Origin of the sequence: Neisseria sicca, assembly GCF_017753665.1 — a bacterium.
Taxonomy (GTDB): domain Bacteria; phylum Pseudomonadota; class Gammaproteobacteria; order Burkholderiales; family Neisseriaceae; genus Neisseria; species Neisseria flava.
Genome location: NZ_CP072524.1, coordinates 2,333,115 through 2,350,653 on the forward strand (window position 1 = coordinate 2,333,115; position 17,539 = coordinate 2,350,653).

Genomic DNA, 17,539 nt, shown 5'->3' on the forward strand with positions numbered 1-17,539 from the left:
TAATAAAATGGCTCGTAAGACCCCGATCAGCCTGTACCGCAACATCGGTATTTCCGCTCATATCGACGCGGGTAAAACCACTACTACAGAACGTATTTTGTTCTATACCGGTTTGACCCACAAATTGGGCGAGGTACATGACGGTGCGGCTACTACCGACTACATGGAACAAGAGCAAGAGCGTGGTATTACCATTACCTCTGCTGCCGTAACTTCCTACTGGTCCGGTATGGCGAAACAATTCCCCGAACACCGCTTCAACATCATCGACACTCCGGGACACGTTGACTTTACCGTAGAGGTAGAGCGTTCTATGCGTGTATTGGACGGTGCGGTAATGGTTTACTGCGCGGTGGGCGGTGTTCAGCCACAATCTGAAACCGTATGGCGTCAAGCTAACAAATACCAAGTACCACGCTTGGCGTTTGTAAACAAAATGGACCGTCAGGGTGCCAACTTCTTCCGCGTTGTCGAGCAAATGAAAACCCGTTTGCGCGCAAACCCAGTACCTATCGTCATTCCGGTAGGCGCAGAAGACAGTTTCACCGGTGTTGTTGACCTGCTGAAAATGAAATCTATCATCTGGAATGAAGCCGATAAAGGTACAACCTTTACCTATGGCGACATTCCTGCCGAGTTGGTTGAAACTGCCGAAGAATGGCGTCAAAACATGATTGAAGCCGCAGCCGAAGCCAGCGAAGAATTGATGGACAAATACTTGGGCGGCGATGAGCTGACCGAGGAAGAAATCGTAGGCGCATTGCGTCAACGTACTTTGGCAGGTGAAATTCAGCCGATGTTGTGCGGTTCTGCATTTAAAAACAAAGGTGTTCAACGTATGTTGGACGCAGTTGTAGAATTGCTGCCAGCTCCTACCGATATTCCTCCGGTTCAAGGTGTTAATCCTAACACTGAAGAAGCCGACAGCCGTCAAGCCAGCGATGAAGAGAAATTCTCTGCATTGGCGTTCAAAATGTTGAACGACAAATACGTTGGTCAACTGACTTTCATTCGCGTTTACTCCGGTGTCGTGAAGTCCGGTGATACCGTATTGAACTCTGTAAAAGGTACTCGTGAACGTATCGGTCGTTTGGTGCAAATGACTGCTGCGGATCGTACTGAAATTGAAGAAGTACGCGCTGGCGATATCGCCGCTGCTATCGGTCTGAAAGATGTTACTACCGGTGAAACCTTGTGCGCAGAAAGCGCGCCGATTATCTTGGAACGCATGGAATTCCCTGAGCCGGTAATCCATATTGCCGTTGAGCCGAAAACCAAAGCTGACCAAGAGAAAATGGGTATTGCCCTGAACCGTCTGGCTAAAGAAGACCCTTCTTTCCGTGTTCGTACAGACGAAGAATCCGGTCAAACCATTATTTCCGGTATGGGTGAATTGCACTTGGAAATTATTGTTGACCGTATGAAACGCGAATTCGGCGTGGAAGCAAATATCGGTGCGCCTCAAGTGGCTTACCGCGAAACCATCCGCAAAGAAGTCGAAGCCGAATACAAACACGCTAAACAATCCGGTGGTAAAGGTCAATACGGTCACGTTGTGATCAAAATGGAACCTATGGAGCCGGGTGGTGCAGGTTACGAATTTATCGACGAAATTAAAGGTGGTGTGATTCCTCGCGAATTCATTCCTTCTGTCGATAAAGGTATCCGTGACACCCTGCCTAACGGTATCGTTGCCGGTTACCCAGTTGTTGACGTTCGTGTACGTTTGATCTTCGGTTCTTCGCATGATGTCGACTCTTCACAACTGGCCTTCGAATTGGCAGCTTCTCAAGCCTTTAAAGAAGGTATGCGTAAAGCCAATCCAGCTCTGTTGGAACCAATCATGGCAGTTGAGGTGGAAACCCCTGAAGAATACATGGGTGACGTAATGGGCGACTTGAACCGTCGTCGTGGCGTTGTATTGGGTATGGATGATGACGGTATCGGCGGTAAGAAAGTTCGCGCCGAAGTACCTCTGGCAGAAATGTTCGGTTATTCTACTGACCTGCGTTCTGCAACCCAAGGCCGCGCTACTTACTCTATGGAGTTCAAGAAATATTCTGAAGCTCCTGCCCACGTAGCTGCTGCTGTAACTGAAGCCCGTAAAGGCTAATCAGGCAAATAGGTCGTCTGAAAGGCTGAAATGATTTTTCAGGCGACCTCTGTTCTTTAATCGATCTTTAATGTAAAGGAATTAGCTCATGGCTAAGGAAAAATTCGAACGAAGCAAACCGCACGTAAACGTTGGCACCATCGGTCACGTTGACCATGGTAAAACCACTCTGACTGCTGCTTTGACTACTATTTTGGCTAAAAAATTTGGTGGTGCTGCAAAAGCTTACGACCAAATCGACAACGCTCCCGAAGAAAAAGCCCGCGGTATTACCATTAATACCTCACACGTAGAATACGAAACCGAAACCCGCCACTACGCACACGTAGACTGCCCGGGTCACGCCGACTACGTTAAAAACATGATTACTGGTGCCGCACAAATGGACGGCGCGATCTTGGTATGTTCCGCTGCTGATGGTCCTATGCCGCAAACCCGCGAACACATCCTATTGGCTCGCCAAGTAGGCGTACCTTACATCATCGTGTTCATGAACAAATGCGACATGGTTGATGATGCCGAGCTGTTGGAGCTGGTTGAAATGGAAATCCGTGACTTGCTGTCAAGCTACGACTTCCCAGGTGACGACTGCCCGATCGTACAAGGTTCTGCACTGAAAGCCTTGGAAGGCGACGCCGCTTACGAAGAAAAAATCTTCGAACTGGCTGCCGCATTGGACAGCTACATCCCGACTCCTGAGCGTGCCGTGGACAAACCGTTCTTGTTGCCTATCGAAGACGTATTCTCTATCTCAGGTCGTGGTACAGTAGTAACCGGCCGTGTAGAGCGCGGTGTCATCCACGTTGGTGACGAGATCGAAATCGTAGGTCTGAAAGAAACCCAAAAAACCACTTGTACCGGTGTTGAAATGTTCCGCAAACTGCTGGACGAAGGTCAAGCAGGTGACAACGTAGGCGTATTGCTGCGCGGTACCAAACGTGAAGAAGTGGAACGCGGTCAAGTATTGGCTAAACCGGGTACCATCACTCCTCACACTAAATTCAAAGCAGAAGTTTACGTATTGAGCAAAGAAGAGGGTGGTCGTCATACTCCGTTCTTCGCTAACTACCGTCCTCAATTCTACTTCCGTACTACCGACGTAACCGGCGCGGTTACTTTGGAAGAAGGTGTAGAAATGGTTATGCCTGGTGAGAACGTAGCCATCACTGTAGAACTGATTGCACCGATCGCTATGGAAGAAGGTCTGCGCTTTGCGATTCGCGAAGGTGGCCGTACCGTAGGTGCGGGTGTGGTTTCTTCTATCATTGCTTAATTGAAGGATATCGATAAATGGCAAACCAAAAAATCCGTATCCGCCTGAAAGCTTATGATTACAGCCTGATTGACCGTTCTGCTCAAGAAATCGTTGAAACTGCAAAACGTACCGGCGCCGTTGTAAAAGGTCCGATTCCGTTGCCGACTAAAATCGAGCGTTTCAACATTCTGCGTTCTCCACACGTGAACAAAACTTCTCGTGAACAATTGGAAATCCGCACCCACTTGCGCCTGATGGACATCGTGGACTGGACTGACAAAACTACCGATGCACTGATGAAACTGGACTTGCCAGCCGGTGTTGATGTAGAAATTAAAGTTCAATAATTGTTGCCTTTATGAAACCGAACGGGTATCCCGTTCGGTTTTTTGTTATCCACGTGTGTTGTAGAAATTAACAGCACTGTTACACTTTCGGCCTTTGTTTGAAAATCTGGTTGGGAAATGATTCGGTATTATCAAGAATGTCGATAGACGTAGGAAATACGCTCTGTTCTTGACAACGCTGGATAGTTATTTAAAGAAACATTTAAGCAAAAACAAAAGCTGTCCGAGGCAGAAAAAAGTCTAAACAACGTGACAATTTCCTATATCTAAGGTCGTCTGAAAGCCATTTATATCTTTCAGATTATATCTTTCAGACGACCTTTATGGATTTAACTAAAATGAGTCCGTTTTAACGATTTTTAGGAGGCTGGAGTTTCTCTACCTGAATGTCTTTCGGATGGTCAGCGATAAATGATTTGGTCGCTTTGAGAATTGCTTGGATGCGAGGATCAGTCCATGGGACAATTTTATTGTGTCCATCACGTTTGTCATACCAGATGATCACACCATCAGTATATTTTTTACTGATTTCCAGCATTTTTTTCCAACGTTCGGCATTAATAAATTGTTTGAAATAAGGACTACCAGTGGCGGAATAATATTGCGGCCAGAGATAGCCGATGATTTTTTTGTCGGGATAACGTTTTCTAATCTCGGTGATGGTGGTTTGGACGTCTTTTTCCCATTGCGCCAAATCGGGCGTGGTGATGTAGAACACGGGATTGGCGTAGTCGCTGATGGCTGCGCTCATCTGACGGCGCTTGCTGAATTGCCGCCATTTTGCCAATACTGCTTCGTTGTCCGCCTGAGTTTGGTAGTAGCGGATGGCGTGCAGGTGTTCGTCGGGCAAGCCGTAGTTGCTGATGTAGGCGCGGGGATTTTCTTCTTTGAAAATCTGGTACATGCGGGCAAAGTTGGTTTTAAGTTCCTGAGGAGTGAGGATTTGTCCGTCTTTTTCGGCAAACCAGGTTTCGATGTCGGTGGAAATGGTGCGGTAGCCTTCGCGATAGGATTGGCGCGCCAATTCGCGGATGCGCTTTTCGTTCAATACGCCGTGTTTGCGTTTGCCGGCAGGGTCGGGCATGATCAGCTCGGATTCGTAAATCAGGAATACTTTGGACAGTTTGTCGGCGGTTAGGTCGGGTTTGCCGACGTAGTCCATGCGGTCGTAAATGATAAAGTCTTTGCCGGAGGCAAGCGCGGAAGCGGCGGCAAGGAAAAGTAGGGATGCGGCGCGGATAAATGGTTTCATTGGGTTTTCTTTTGAATGGGAAACGGGGTGTTTGCTGCTTCGGAAATGTGTGGGCAAGTTTATATAAATTAATGGGAAAGGTCGCGGCAAACAAGGCGGAAGGGGTAAAAACAAGTCAAAGGTCGTCTGAAAAGGGTAAGCGGCATTTTCAGACGACCTTTTGGCGGCTGGCGGCGGTTTGTCTCTGTTCCATCCTCCTGCTTTGCTATAAAATCAAAACCCTCTTCAACCCGAAATCCAAATCAGGAAAATCATGATGGAAGCAGCCGGACAACACAACGTCGATGCGGACGAAATCGCTAAATTCAGCCAAATTGCGGATAAATGGTGGGATAAAAACGGCGAGTTCAAACCTCTGCACGACATCAATCCGCTACGCTTGGGCTATATCAATTCATTCGCTCAGTTGGCGGGCAAGCGTGTTTTGGATGTCGGCTGCGGCGGTGGGATTTTGTCGGAAAGCATGGCAAAACGCGGGGCGGCGCACGTTACCGGCATTGATATGGCGGAAAAATCGTTGCAAACCGCCCAAGCCCATGCCGCTGCCGAAGGAGTGGACAATATCGATTACCGCTGCATCCGCGTCGAAGACCTTGCCGCCGAACAGCCGCACAGTTTCGATGTTGTAACCTGCATGGAAATGATGGAACACGTTCCCGATCCCGCCGCCATCGTCAAAGCCTGTTCGGAGCTGGTGAAGCCTGACGGTATGGTGTTTTTCTCCACCATCAACCGCAACCCTAAATCTTATCTTCATCTGATTGTCGGCGCGGAATATGTGTTGAACTTTGTTCCCAAAGGGACGCACGATTGGCAAAAATTCATCACGCCCGCCGAGCTGGCGCGGATGTGTAGACAGGCAGGGTTGGATGTGATTGACACTAAAGGCATGACCTACAATCTTTTGACCCGCCGCTATTCTTTATGCGACTCGACGGAAGTGAATTATATGATTGCCTGCCGTCCAGTCTAAAGTTGTTTGTCCGAATCATGATAAAAGGTCGTCTGAAAAATGTTTTTCAGACGACCTTTTGATTATTTACCGAAGGTTGAACCGACCACCGCAGCTTATTGCTCACGCTTATCCCACCAAGCGAACAAATTGCCCAAGACGGTTCCCGATACGGAGTGCCAGACACAGGCGACGGCGGTGGCGACGGCAGATTCGGCGTTACCCGGGAAGAATTTGGCACTCAAGCCGGTGGCGAGACCGGCGTTTTGTACGCCGACTTCGATGGCGAGGGTACGTTTTTTGGCTGTGTTCATACCAACCAGTGCGCCGCTGTAATAGCCGAGGATGTAGCCGCCGATATTGTGGGCAGCGATGGCGAGGACCATAACGAGGGCTGATTCGGCGAAGCGGTGGCCGTGGACGGCTGCCACGCCGCCGACAATGCAGGCAAAGGCGACCACGGCAACGGCAGGCATAATGGCGCGTACATCTTCAAACCAGTGTTTTTTGTGCAGCAAAATATTGGCGACAGAACCGATAACGACGGGTAACAGGGTAACGAGCAACATAAACTTGAACATGCCCCAGCCGTCCATTTCGACGGTTTGTCCGACAAGGTAAGTCATCCACAGCGGCGTCATAACGGGGGCGAGGACTGTGGAGACGGTGGTCATCCCGACTGAAAAGGCAACATCGCCTTTGGCAAGGAAACTCATGATGTTGGATGAGACACCGCCAGGGCAAGTACCGACCAAAACCAAACCCAGCGTCAATCCGGGCGAGAGGTTGAAGGCTTTGGCAATACCGATGGCAAGCAGCGGCATGATGGTGTATTGGGCGACTGCACCGATGAAAATATCGAGCGGACGTTTAGCCAAAATTTGATAGTCTTCTTTGCCCAAAGTCATGCCCATACCGAGCATGATGATGCCGAGTACGACGACTTGAGTGTCGCCTTTCACCCATGAAAAGGTAGCGGGTTCGATAAAGGCGACGATAGAGGCAAGGACGATAATCAGGGCGGTGAATCGGGTCATTTGCCGGCTGACGGCAGTCAGAAAGTTCATAGTTTGCTCCTTTGTAAGTTGTTATGTATGACGGCGGTTGCCTTAATTTAACGGATATTAACTTTTCCATGTGATTCTGGCAATAATGGACAGATGTGTGTCAAAGGTCGTCTGAAAACTAAGAAAGTGCTGTTTTTGATAACGACGTTTTTTCTAGAAACTGATTTATATATTGTCAACAATGTTTAGTTGACACCTATAAACCATTCACAATCAATCAATAAGTAGTCAAAAGTAATGCCATGATTGAAAAAAATATTTCATTTATTTGCTGAATATTCCGTATAAAAATGCCCGAAATCCTAACTAGTCTTTGACAATCTTTAACCCATCCCCTAATATCCAACAGTTTGATTCCGCACGGCGGATTTAAGAAAAACATTTTTGAGATTTTGAGAGGTAAAACAATTATGGAATGGGAATTTAACAGTTACTACACGTTGATTGCCGCTACATTGGTTTTGTTGATTGGTAAGGTTTTGGTAAACAAAGTCAAATTCCTGCGCGATTTCAACATTCCCGAGCCTGTGGCAGGCGGTTTGATTGCTGCGATTGTTCTGTTTGCACTGCATCAAGCCTACGGCGTGAGCTTCAAATTTGAAAAACCGCTGCAAGATGCATTCATGCTGATTTTCTTCACCTCTATCGGTTTGAGCGCGGACTTCTCCCGCCTGAAAGCGGGCGGTTTGCCTTTGGTGATTTTTACTGCCGTCGTCGGGGCGTTTATCGTTGTGCAAAACTTCGTTGGTGTCGGCTTGGCGAAGGTTTTGGGATTGGATCCGCTTATCGGCCTGATTACCGGCTCGATTACGCTGACCGGCGGACACGGTACGGCAGGTGCATGGGGGCCAGACTTTGAAAACAAATTCGGCTTGGTCGGTGCCACTGGGTTAGGTATGGCTTCGGCAACATTCGGCTTGGTATTCGGCGGTTTGATTGGTGGTCCGGTTGCGCGTCGTCTGATTAACAAACTGGGACGCAAACCCATTGAACCAAGCGCACGCAAAGAAAATGCCGATGAGCATACCGACGATGTGTTCGAACAAGCGAAGCGTACACGCCTGATTACCGCCGAATCCGCAGTCGAAACGCTTGCCATGTTTGCAGCGTGTTTGGCATTTGCTGAAATTGTGGACGGCTACGATAAAGAATATCTGTATGACTTACCGAAATTCGTATGGTGTTTGTTTGCCGGTGTCGTTATTCGTAACATCCTGACTTCTGCGTTTAAAGTCAATATGTTCGACCGCGCCATCGACGTATTCGGCAATGCCTCCCTGTCGCTTTTCCTCGCAATGGCACTTTTGAACTTGAAATTGTGGGAATTGACCGGTCTTGCAGGACCTGTAACCATCATTCTCGCCGTACAAACCGTCGTGATGATTCTGTACGCAACCTTCGTTACCTACGTCTTTATGGGACGCGACTACGATGCAACTGTTTTGGCAGCAGGACACTGCGGCTTCGGTTTGGGCGCCACTCCGACCGCCGTTGCCAATATGCAGTCCATCACACAGACTTTCGGTCCTTCGCACAAAGCCTTCTTGATTGTACCTATGGTCGGCGCGTTCTTCGTGGACTTGATTAACGCGGCAATCCTCTCCGGTTTCGTAAACGTTATCACCAAATAGGTAAGCGTTTATAACGGTTCGTTGAAAAAGCACTTGCAACATTTACTTGCTGCAAGTGCTTTTGTTATGATGGCCGTCTGAACGGCAGGCCGGTTTGGTCTGCAACCGCATCAAGGAGATATTTATGAACAAAAAACTGCTGGCTTTGCCGCTCGTCCTGATATTGGCCGCGTGCGGCAAGGATGAGCCCAAGCAGGCTTTGGAATGCAATCATCCCGCCGCCATCCAAAGCATCAAAACACAAATCCAAAACATTATCCGCCAAGAAGCGCGCGCATTCGCCCGCAACGACAGCCGCCAATTTGTCGATGCGGACAAAGTCATTGCTGCCGGTTCCGAACTGGAAATCGGCTTAAACAATGCCCAACAAATTGATGAAGACAACAAAACCATGTGCGGTGCAGATTTAAGCATCCGCGTTCCTGCCGATGTCCTTAATGCAGCGGAAGACAATAGCCCTTTGATTTACAGTGAAACGACTTTAGCCGAAATACTGGAACAAAAGCTGACAGGCAGCAATTTGAAATTTGCCGACAATACACTTTCGACTTCCGTACGTTATACGCCTGATAAAGACGGCAACGCCGTTTTGGAAGACAACACTGTCTCCATGACGGCGCGCACGCTGTCCTCGCTGCTACTGCCCTACGGTGTCAAAAGTATTGTGATGATTGACGGCAAGGCAGTCAGCAAAGAAGATGCTATGAAGTTGTTGAAAGGCAAATACGATGAGCCGCCTGTCGTTTCTCCGGAAGATATTCTGGAAAACAATGCCGCCAGCCAAGCATCGGGCGTGCCGCAGGCAGCAGGATTGGAAACCGAAATCTTGCGTCCTGATGCAGAAGCGAAACGCGAAGAGCCGTCGTTCTCGCAAAGCGATTTGGACAATGCACGCAGCCAAAACCGCAATGCAGATTCCGAAATTCAAAGAATATGGGACGGAATGGAACATACTGTTCAAAAGGAACTGCTCACCGAACAGCGTGCCTGGATTCAGAACAAGATCCAAAACTGCCAACAGGCTGCTGCCCAGGCTGACAGCCCTGCTCATGCCGAATACCTCAAGCTCCAATGCGACACCCGCATGACGCGCGAACGCACGCAATACCTGCGCGGTTATTCGATTGACTAGACGGATTTTTCTTCCAATCATTAAAAGGTCGTCTGAAACTTTGACTTCAAGGTTTCAGACGACCTTTTTCCTTTTTTCTTTATTTAGCTTTGTCTGATTCATTTGTAATTTTGATACAAAATCCGACGAATTTCGTTTCCATATGAATTGCAGCAGGTAAAACAATAGCAATATGGCGAAGGGGAGAACTCGGCAGCCTCCTTTAGCAAACTCGTTAAAATGATTTTATTTCAATGTATTAAAAAACGAAAAATCCTAAAAAAGGTCGTCTGAAAACAGCGTGCATGGTTTGTGATGTAAGTCAAAGAGAAATGTAACAAAATTACTTATAGTAATCGTAGTGAAAATTTATCGACTTTATTGCCACCTTATATCAAGGAGATACACCATGAACGCATCAGCCGACAATGTCGTCAGCCCCGCCGTAGCCGAGGTCAACAGTTTGGTTGAAAAGGGTTTGCGCTCGTTGGACGAGTTTCGCAAGCTGAATCAGGAGCAGATTGATTATATCGTTGCCAAAGCCTCTATTGCTGCGCTTGACAAACATGGTGTACTCGCCATGCACGCGGTCGAAGAAACGGGGCGTGGTGTATTTGAAGACAAGGCGACCAAAAACCTGTTTGCCTGCGAAAACGTCGTGCGCCGCCTGCGCGATTTGAAAACCGTGGGCGTCATCAGCGAAGACGATGTAACCGGCATTACCGAAATCGCCGATCCGGTCGGGGTCGTCTGCGGTATCGTGCCGACCACCAATCCGACTTCCACCACCATTTTCAAATCCCTGATTGCGCTGAAAACCCGCAATCCGATTATTTTCTCGTTCCACCCGTCCGCCCAACAGTGTTCCGCCCACGCCGCCCAAATCGTGCGTGATGCCGCGATTGCCGCCGGCGCGCCGGAAAACTGTATCCAGTGGATTGAAAAACCATCTATGGAAGGCACTTCCGCGCTGATGAAACATCCGGGCGTGGCGACGATTTTGGCGACCGGCGGCAATGCGATGGTGGAAGCGGCTTATTCCTGCGGCAAACCCGCACTCGGCGTCGGGGCGGGCAACGTGCCTGCCTATGTCGAAAAAACGGCAAACATCCAACAGGCGGCACACGACATCGTGATGTCCAAAGCGTTCGACAACGGCATGATTTGCGCCAGCGAACAAGCCGTCATCGCCGACAAAGAGATTTATAAAGAGCTGGTCGAAGAGTTCAAATCCTACGGCGTGTACTTTGCCAACAAAAAAGAAAAAGCCATGCTCGAAGACTTCATCTTCGGCGTTACGGCAAACTGCGCCAACTGCGGCGGCGCGAAACTCAATGCCGCCGTTGTGGGCAAACCGGCGGCGTGGATTGCCGAACAGGCAGGGTTTAAAGTCCCCGAAAAAACCAACATCATCATCGCCGAATGCCGCGAAGTCGGCCCCAACGAGCCGCTGACCCGTGAAAAACTCTCGCCCGTACTGGCGATGCTCAAAGCGGATTCCACCGAACAAGGTTTGCAGTTTGCCGAACAAATGGTCGCCTTCGACGGCTTGGGACACTCCGCCGCCATCCATACCGCTGATCAAGAATTGGCAAAAACCTTCGGCACCCGCGTCAAAGCCTTACGCGTGATTTGGAACTCGCCCTCCACCTTCGGCGGCATCGGTGACGTTTACAACGCCTTCCTGCCGTCCCTGACCTTGGGCTGCGGCTCTTACGGCAAAAACTCCGTCGGCGGCAACGTCAGCGCAGTCAACCTGTTAAACATCAAAAAAGTAGGCCGTCGGAGAAACAACATGCAATGGTTCAAAGTACCCGCCAAAATCTATTTTGAGCGCGATTCCATCCAATACCTGCAAGACATGAAAGACTGCGAAAAAGTCATGATTGTGACCGACCGTTCGATGGTCGATTTGGGCTTCGTCGATAAAGTGACCCACCAGCTCCACCAACGCAAAAACAAAGTAACCATCCAGCTTTTCACCGATGTCGAAGCCGATCCGAGCGTGCAAACCGTCTATAAAGGCACGGATCTGATGCGCAGCTTCCAGCCTGACACCATCATCGCACTAGGCGGCGGCTCGCCGATGGACGCGGCAAAAGCCATGTGGCTCTTCTACGAACAGCCCCAAGTTGATTTTGAAGACCTCGTCCAAAAATTCATGGACATCCGCAAACGCGCCTTCCGCTTCCCCGAATTGGGTCGCAAAGCCAAATTCATCGGTATCCCCACCACATCGGGCACCGGCTCCGAAGTCACGCCGTTTACCGTCATCAGCGACGGTGACAAAAAATACCCCATCGCCGACTACTCGCTGACCCCGACCATCGCCATCGTCGATCCCGCGTTTACCATGACCGTCCCCGCCGGCGTAACCGCCGACACCGGTCTGGACGTACTGACCCACGCCGTAGAAGCATACGTTTCCGTGCTTGCCAACGACTTTACCGACGGTCTCGCCCTGCAAGCCATCAAGCTCGTGTTCCAATACCTCGAACGCTCCTACAAACACGGCGCGTCCGACCCCGAAGCGCGCGAACACATGCACAACGCTTCCACCATCGCAGGCATGGCGTTTTCCAACGCATTCCTCGGCATCAATCACTCGATGGCGCACAAAATCGGCGGCAAATACCACGTTCCGCACGGCCGCGCCAACGCTATCCTGCTGCCGCACGTCATCCGCTACAACGGCACGCGCCCGCAGAAAACCGCTACCTGGCCGAAGTACAACTACTACAAAGCCGACCTGAAATATCAGGAAATCGCCCGTACCTTAGGCTTACCGTGCGCCACCCCTGCCGAAGGCGTAGAATCCTTCGCCCGCGCCTGTCATGAACTGGCGGTCAACGTCGGCATCAAAATGTCGTTCAAAGAGCAGGGCATCGACGAAAAAACCTTCATCGACGGCCGCAAAGAACTGGCAATGCTGTCCTTCGAAGACCAATGCACCCCCGCCAACCCGCGTCTGGCATTGGTTGCCGACATGGAAGAAATCCTGACCAAAGCCTATTACGGCGAATAAGGTTCGCGAAACACAATAAGGCGTAAGGAAAAGGTCGTCTGAAAACCGCATTTCGGGTTTTCAGACGACCTTCGTTTTTATGTAGTCCCCGCTTATGACTGCTTCACTTATTTTTAGCAGCCGTAGCGTGGGCTTTGCCCACGGAGCACATAAGGCGGAATAGTCTCGGCAAGATTTTGTATTTCGCGGGCATATCCCACGCTACGATTTGCAGCATCTCAAATCCTTCCGCTCCAACCGCCGTCAAACATCTAACAGGTTTATGTGAACAAAGGTCGTCTGAAAACCTGAAACATGGTTTTCAGACGACCTCTTACTATTGCCCTATCACTCGCCGCGTTTTCTCAACTCCGCCGGTGTGCAGCCGAAATATTCGCGAAATGCCTTGGTAAAGCTTGAAACATGGGCGTAGCCGCAACGGTAGGCTATTTCGCCTATGCTGACGCTGTCCGTACCCAAAGCATACAGCGCATATTGCATATGCTTGTGCCGCAGCCACTCGCTCGCCGTCGTACCAAACGATTCTTTCAGGCGGCGTTGCAGCGTCCGCTCGCTGATATGCAGCGCGTCGGCAAGCGCAGATACTTGGTGCGCGCCCGCATCGAATGCCTGGTTGAGCAGACGGATGAAACTTTCCGAAGGATGAGGCGGTTCGGCGGCGGTTTCGGTATAGGGATAGCGGTTGAGAAAATCCGTCCACAGTCCTGCCAAAAGTTGCAACACGTCCGCTTCACGCTGTAAGTCATCCGCCAATCCGCCGTGTTCCGCCCCCTTCAAGCTGCTTAAAGCAAGGCGGCGCAAACTACTGTCCAGTGGCCAATGTCTGACTTTTTCCCAATAAACCACCTGCAGCAAACCCGCATATTGCGGGCGAGCCAACCAGCGGTCTAGCCCCTTGAGCGTCAGTTTCGCCGTATGCCTGCCTTCATACAAATAACGGCTGAACAAGATTTCCTCGTCGCACGCAATCAATAGGACATGTCCGCCTTCAGCCTCAATACGGTAACGTTCGCGATTGATGCCGAAATCCAAACTGCCTTCGAGCAGCAGGACAAACGCGATGTATGGCTCCGACAGGCGCGTGCTTTGAAACGTTTTGCGCGCGGTCAGGCTGCCGCCGTGCAGGGAAATGCCGCTGCACAAGGTTTCAAAACGGTAGCTGCCGTCCAAATAGTCGCCCCCTTCGCCCTGTTGAACCATATTGACGAGCTGTTGGCTGTTAAGACAGGATGTTTCCATAAGCTGTGTGGTGGAATCTGCGTATTTTGAACAAAAGGTCGGGCTACTTTATCACAATGGCAGAAAGACGGAAAACGGTGAAAACCCATAAAAGGTCGTCTGAAACCAGTACGCAGGTTTTCAGACGACCTTTGCTTTCTCAAAAATAATCTGTGGGCAAAGCCTACGCTACGGGTGGCTTTCAACCTGTAATGCGGGCTTTTCCGCGAAAACAACCCATCAATTAAACAAAAATTCCCCATGCCGTCATTCCCGCGCAGGCGGGAATCCACTTTTGAATTTCAGCAACCGTTTTTAAAACACCTGTTTTTTAGGCTTATAGAGTAGCGTGGGCTTTGCCCACGTATGTGCAGCGGGAGAAGTAGCCGTTGGAATTGTTTTTTATGTTTTCTCTATCGCCCGTAGAGCATGGTTTTCAGACGACCTTGTGCGTCAGTAATCCCAGTTTTTTCAAAAGCAATCCGCGGGCAAAGCCCACATTACGGTGAGTTGTTTTTAAAACCCACCGTCGCTTAGCGTTTCCAATGGATTCCCGCCTGCGCGGGAATGACGGAATGTAATCTTTATCATCATCTCGCGCGTGTCTTGTCCCCAAAACGCCTCCGCTGAAAAAAATGCAAAAAGGTCGTCTGAAAACCCTGTTTCCAAGTTTTCAGACGACCTTTCCTAATTACAGCAATCAATGCCGAATCGGCTTTACACCACGATATTCACCAGTCTGCCCGGTACGACGATGATTTTCTTGGCGGGCTTGCCTTCCATGAATTTCACCGCGCCTTCGGTGGCGAGTGCGGCGGCTTCGAGGTCGGCTTTGGATGCGTCGGCGGCAACGGTAATTTTGCCGCGCAGTTTGCCGTTGACTTGAACCATGACTTCGATTTCGGATTTGACCAAGGCGGTTTCGTCGACTGTCGGCCAGCCTGCTTCCCACAGTTTCGCGCTGTTCAATTCGCTCCACAGGGTTTCGCAGATGTGCGGCACGATGGGCCACAACAGGCGTACGGCGGTTTCCAATACTTCTTGGGCGACGGCGCGGCCTTGTTCGCCGCCGGTGTCGGTTTTGTCGTATTGGTTGAGCAGTTCCATCACAGCGGCGATGGCGGTGTTGAACTGCTGGCGGCGGCCGTAGTCGTCGCTGACTTTGGCAATGGTAGAGTGCAGTTTGTGGCGCAGGTCTTTGAGTTCTTTAGATAAACCGTCTTGGTTGCCTGCAAACGCTTTGACCGCGCCGCCTTGTTTCAGGTATTCGTAAACGGTACGCCACAGGCGGCGCAGGAAGCGGTGTGCGCCTTCGACGCCGCTGTCGCTCCATTCGAGGGACTGTTCGGGCGGTGCGGCGAACATCATGAACAGGCGGGCGGTGTCCGCGCCGTAGGAGTTAATCAGCTCTTGCGGATCGACGCCGTTGTTTTTGGACTTGGACATTTTTTCCGTGCCGCTGATGACGACGGGCAGTCCGTCGGCTTTCAGAACGGCGGAAACGGGGCGGCCTTTGTCGTCGAAAGTCAGCTCGACATCGGCGGGGTTGATCCAGTCTTTGCTGCCGTTGGCATTTTCGCGGTAGTAGGTTTCGCAAACGACCATGCCTTGCGTGAGCAGGCGTTCAAACGGTTCGTCCACGCTGACCAAGCCTTCGTCGCGCATCAGTTTGGTGAAAAAACGCGCGTACAAGAGGTGCAGAATCGCGTGTTCGATACCGCCGATGTATTGGTCGACCACGCCCCAGTATTTCGCGGCTTCAGCCGATACCATGCCTTCTGCGAACTTGGGCGACATGTAGCGGAAGAAGTACCAGCTCGATTCCATGAATGTGTCCATGGTGTCGGTTTCGCGTTTTGCCGCGCCGCCGCAACATGGGCAGGTGGTTTCGTAAAACTCGGGCATTTTTGCCAGCGGCGAACCCATGCCGTCGGGTACGACGTTTTCGGGCAAAACGACCGGCAGTTGGTCGGCGGGGACAGGGACGTCGCCGCATTTTTCGCAATGGACGATGGGAATCGGGCAGCCCCAGTAGCGTTGGCGCGAAATACCCCAGTCGCGCAGGCGGTATTGGGTTTTCGGTTCGCCCGCTCCGATAACTTGTAATTTAGCGGCGACAGCATCAAATGCTGTCTGATAATTCATGCCGTCCAGTTCACCTGAATTGATTAAGACCATGAAGTCATCTTTGACTCCATACCATGCTTGCCATTTATTAGGCGTAAACGGCAAATCTCTTGAATCAGAACCACTACCATCACCATAACCAGCACCACATCCGGAACCGCCACCAAAACCCATAGCTTCTTCTTGCTCTGGTGAAAGTCCGATTGTTACGCGTTGTAAAACCTGCTTTTTCGGCAGATTGTATTTGGTGGCGAACTCGAAATCGCGTTCGTCGTGTGCCGGAACCGCCATCACTGCGCCGTCGCCGTAACCCCACAATACATAGTTGGCAATCCACACTTCCAGTTTGTCGCCGTTAAGTGGGTTGACGACGTAGCGGCCGGTCGGCACGCCTTTTTTCTCCATTGTCGCCATGTCGGCTTCGGCAACCGAGCCGGCTTTGCATTCGGCGATAAATGCCTGCAATTCGGGTTTGTCGGCGGCTGCGGCGGTTGCCAGCGGATGCTCGGCGGCAACGGCAACATAAGTCGCGCCCATCAGCGTGTCGGGGCGGGTGGTATAAACTTGCAGGAATTTCGCGTAATCGCCTTCCAAGCCTTGTTTGCTGTCGTCTGAAACGGCGAAGCGCACGGTCATACCGCGAGATTTGCCAATCCAGTTGCGCTGCATGGTTTTGACTTGTTCCGGCCAGTGTTCCAGCTTGTCCAAATCGTTGAGCAGCTCTTCGGCGTAATCCGTGATTTTGAAGTAATACATCGGGATTTCACGTTTTTCGATCAACGCGCCCGAACGCCAACCGCGTCCGTCGATGACTTGCTCGTTGGCAAGGACGGTTTGGTCGACGGGGTCCCAGTTTACCGTGCCGTTTTTGCGATAGACGATGCCTTTTTCAAACAGCTTGGTAAACAGCCATTGTTCCCAGCGGTAGTATTCGGGTTTGCAGGTGGCGACTTCGCGTTCCCAGTCAATCGCAAAACCCAGGCTTTTGAGCTGGGTTTTCATGTATTCGATGTTGTCGTAGGTCCAAGCGGCAGGGGCGACGTTGTTTTTCATCGCCGCGTTTTCCGCCGGCATACCGAACGCGTCCCAACCCATAGGCTGCATGACGTTGAAGCCGTTTAAGAGTTTGAAGCGGCTCAATACGTCGCCGATGGTGTAGTTGCGCACATGCCCCATGTGCAGCTTGCCGCTGGGGTAGGGGAACATGGAGAGGCAGTAGTATTTGGGTTTGGAAGCGTCTTCGGAGACGTTGAAAATACGGGCGTCATCCCATTTTTTCTGCGCCGCAGGCTCGATGGCGGCGGGCTGGTAATGTTCTTGCATAATAATGTACTTGGACTTAAATAATGAGAAAGAATAATAAAAGCGCAATTATATAATAGGCAGACTCGTTTTGATATGAATACCAGTCAGCTCCATGATTCGACCCTTCCTCCAAAAA

The 17,539-nt window shown here is 50.6% G+C and carries 11 protein-coding genes; 7 read left to right on the forward strand and 4 right to left on the reverse strand.

What is annotated here, in order from left to right:
* Nucleotides 1–7: 7 nt before the first annotated feature.
* From fusA to rpsJ, 3 genes are all read left to right on the forward strand, one after another.
* On the forward strand, nucleotides 8–2,113 hold the full coding sequence (gene fusA, locus J7445_RS11025; protein WP_003745199.1) for an elongation factor G: 2,106 nt from the start codon (nucleotides 8–10) through the stop codon (nucleotides 2,111–2,113).
* Nucleotides 2,114–2,201: 88 nt separating this feature from the next.
* The gene (tuf, locus tag J7445_RS11030; protein ID WP_003742643.1) at nucleotides 2,202–3,386 is read left to right on the forward strand and encodes an elongation factor Tu; all 1,185 of its coding nucleotides are present in this window, start codon (nucleotides 2,202–2,204) and stop codon (nucleotides 3,384–3,386) included.
* 17 nt (nucleotides 3,387–3,403) lie between these two features.
* Nucleotides 3,404–3,715: a 30S ribosomal protein S10 gene (gene rpsJ / locus J7445_RS11035; protein WP_002642322.1), complete on the forward strand. Its 312-nt coding sequence runs from the start codon at nucleotides 3,404–3,406 to the stop codon at nucleotides 3,713–3,715.
* 349 nt (nucleotides 3,716–4,064) lie between these two features.
* Here rpsJ and J7445_RS11040 read toward each other — a convergent pair whose 3' ends face one another.
* Nucleotides 4,065–4,967 (reverse strand): hypothetical protein, encoded by a 903-nt coding sequence (locus J7445_RS11040; RefSeq protein ID WP_070655579.1) that lies wholly within the window; start codon nucleotides 4,965–4,967, stop codon nucleotides 4,065–4,067.
* A gap of 253 nt (nucleotides 4,968–5,220) precedes the next feature.
* On the opposite strand from J7445_RS11040, the gene ubiG reads away from it, so the two are divergent.
* A complete protein-coding gene (gene ubiG / locus J7445_RS11045) occupies nucleotides 5,221–5,940 on the forward strand; it encodes a bifunctional 2-polyprenyl-6-hydroxyphenol methylase/3-demethylubiquinol 3-O-methyltransferase UbiG (protein WP_070655581.1) in 720 nt (239 codons plus the stop codon).
* 95 nt (nucleotides 5,941–6,035) lie between these two features.
* On the opposite strand, the gene J7445_RS11050 is transcribed toward ubiG, so the two are convergent.
* A complete protein-coding gene (locus tag J7445_RS11050) occupies nucleotides 6,036–6,986 on the reverse strand; it encodes a bile acid:sodium symporter family protein (protein WP_019270601.1) in 951 nt (316 codons plus the stop codon).
* 410 nt (nucleotides 6,987–7,396) lie between these two features.
* Here J7445_RS11050 and gltS point away from each other — a divergent pair, with 410 nt between their 5' ends.
* From gltS to adhE, 3 genes are all read left to right on the forward strand, one after another.
* Nucleotides 7,397–8,617, forward strand: coding sequence for a sodium/glutamate symporter (gene gltS, locus J7445_RS11055; protein ID WP_019270600.1), 1,221 nt, complete (start codon nucleotides 7,397–7,399; stop codon nucleotides 8,615–8,617).
* A gap of 124 nt (nucleotides 8,618–8,741) precedes the next feature.
* A complete protein-coding gene (locus tag J7445_RS11060; RefSeq protein ID WP_070655584.1) occupies nucleotides 8,742–9,749 on the forward strand; it encodes a lysozyme inhibitor LprI family protein in 1,008 nt (335 codons plus the stop codon).
* 388 nt (nucleotides 9,750–10,137) lie between these two features.
* On the forward strand, nucleotides 10,138–12,753 hold the full coding sequence (gene adhE / locus J7445_RS11065; RefSeq protein WP_070655586.1) for a bifunctional acetaldehyde-CoA/alcohol dehydrogenase: 2,616 nt from the start codon (nucleotides 10,138–10,140) through the stop codon (nucleotides 12,751–12,753).
* 327 nt (nucleotides 12,754–13,080) lie between these two features.
* On the opposite strand, the gene J7445_RS11070 is transcribed toward adhE, so the two are convergent.
* Together J7445_RS11070 and leuS are read right to left on the reverse strand one after the other, a co-directional pair.
* On the reverse strand, nucleotides 13,081–13,992 hold the full coding sequence (locus J7445_RS11070) for a helix-turn-helix transcriptional regulator (RefSeq protein WP_070655588.1): 912 nt from the start codon (nucleotides 13,990–13,992) through the stop codon (nucleotides 13,081–13,083).
* Between the two features lie 696 nt (nucleotides 13,993–14,688).
* Nucleotides 14,689–17,421 carry a leucine--tRNA ligase gene (gene leuS / locus J7445_RS11075; protein WP_070655590.1) on the reverse strand — a complete coding sequence of 911 codons (2,733 nt, stop codon included), beginning with the start codon at nucleotides 17,419–17,421 and terminating at the stop codon, nucleotides 14,689–14,691.
* Between the last annotated feature and the right edge of the window lie 118 nt (nucleotides 17,422–17,539).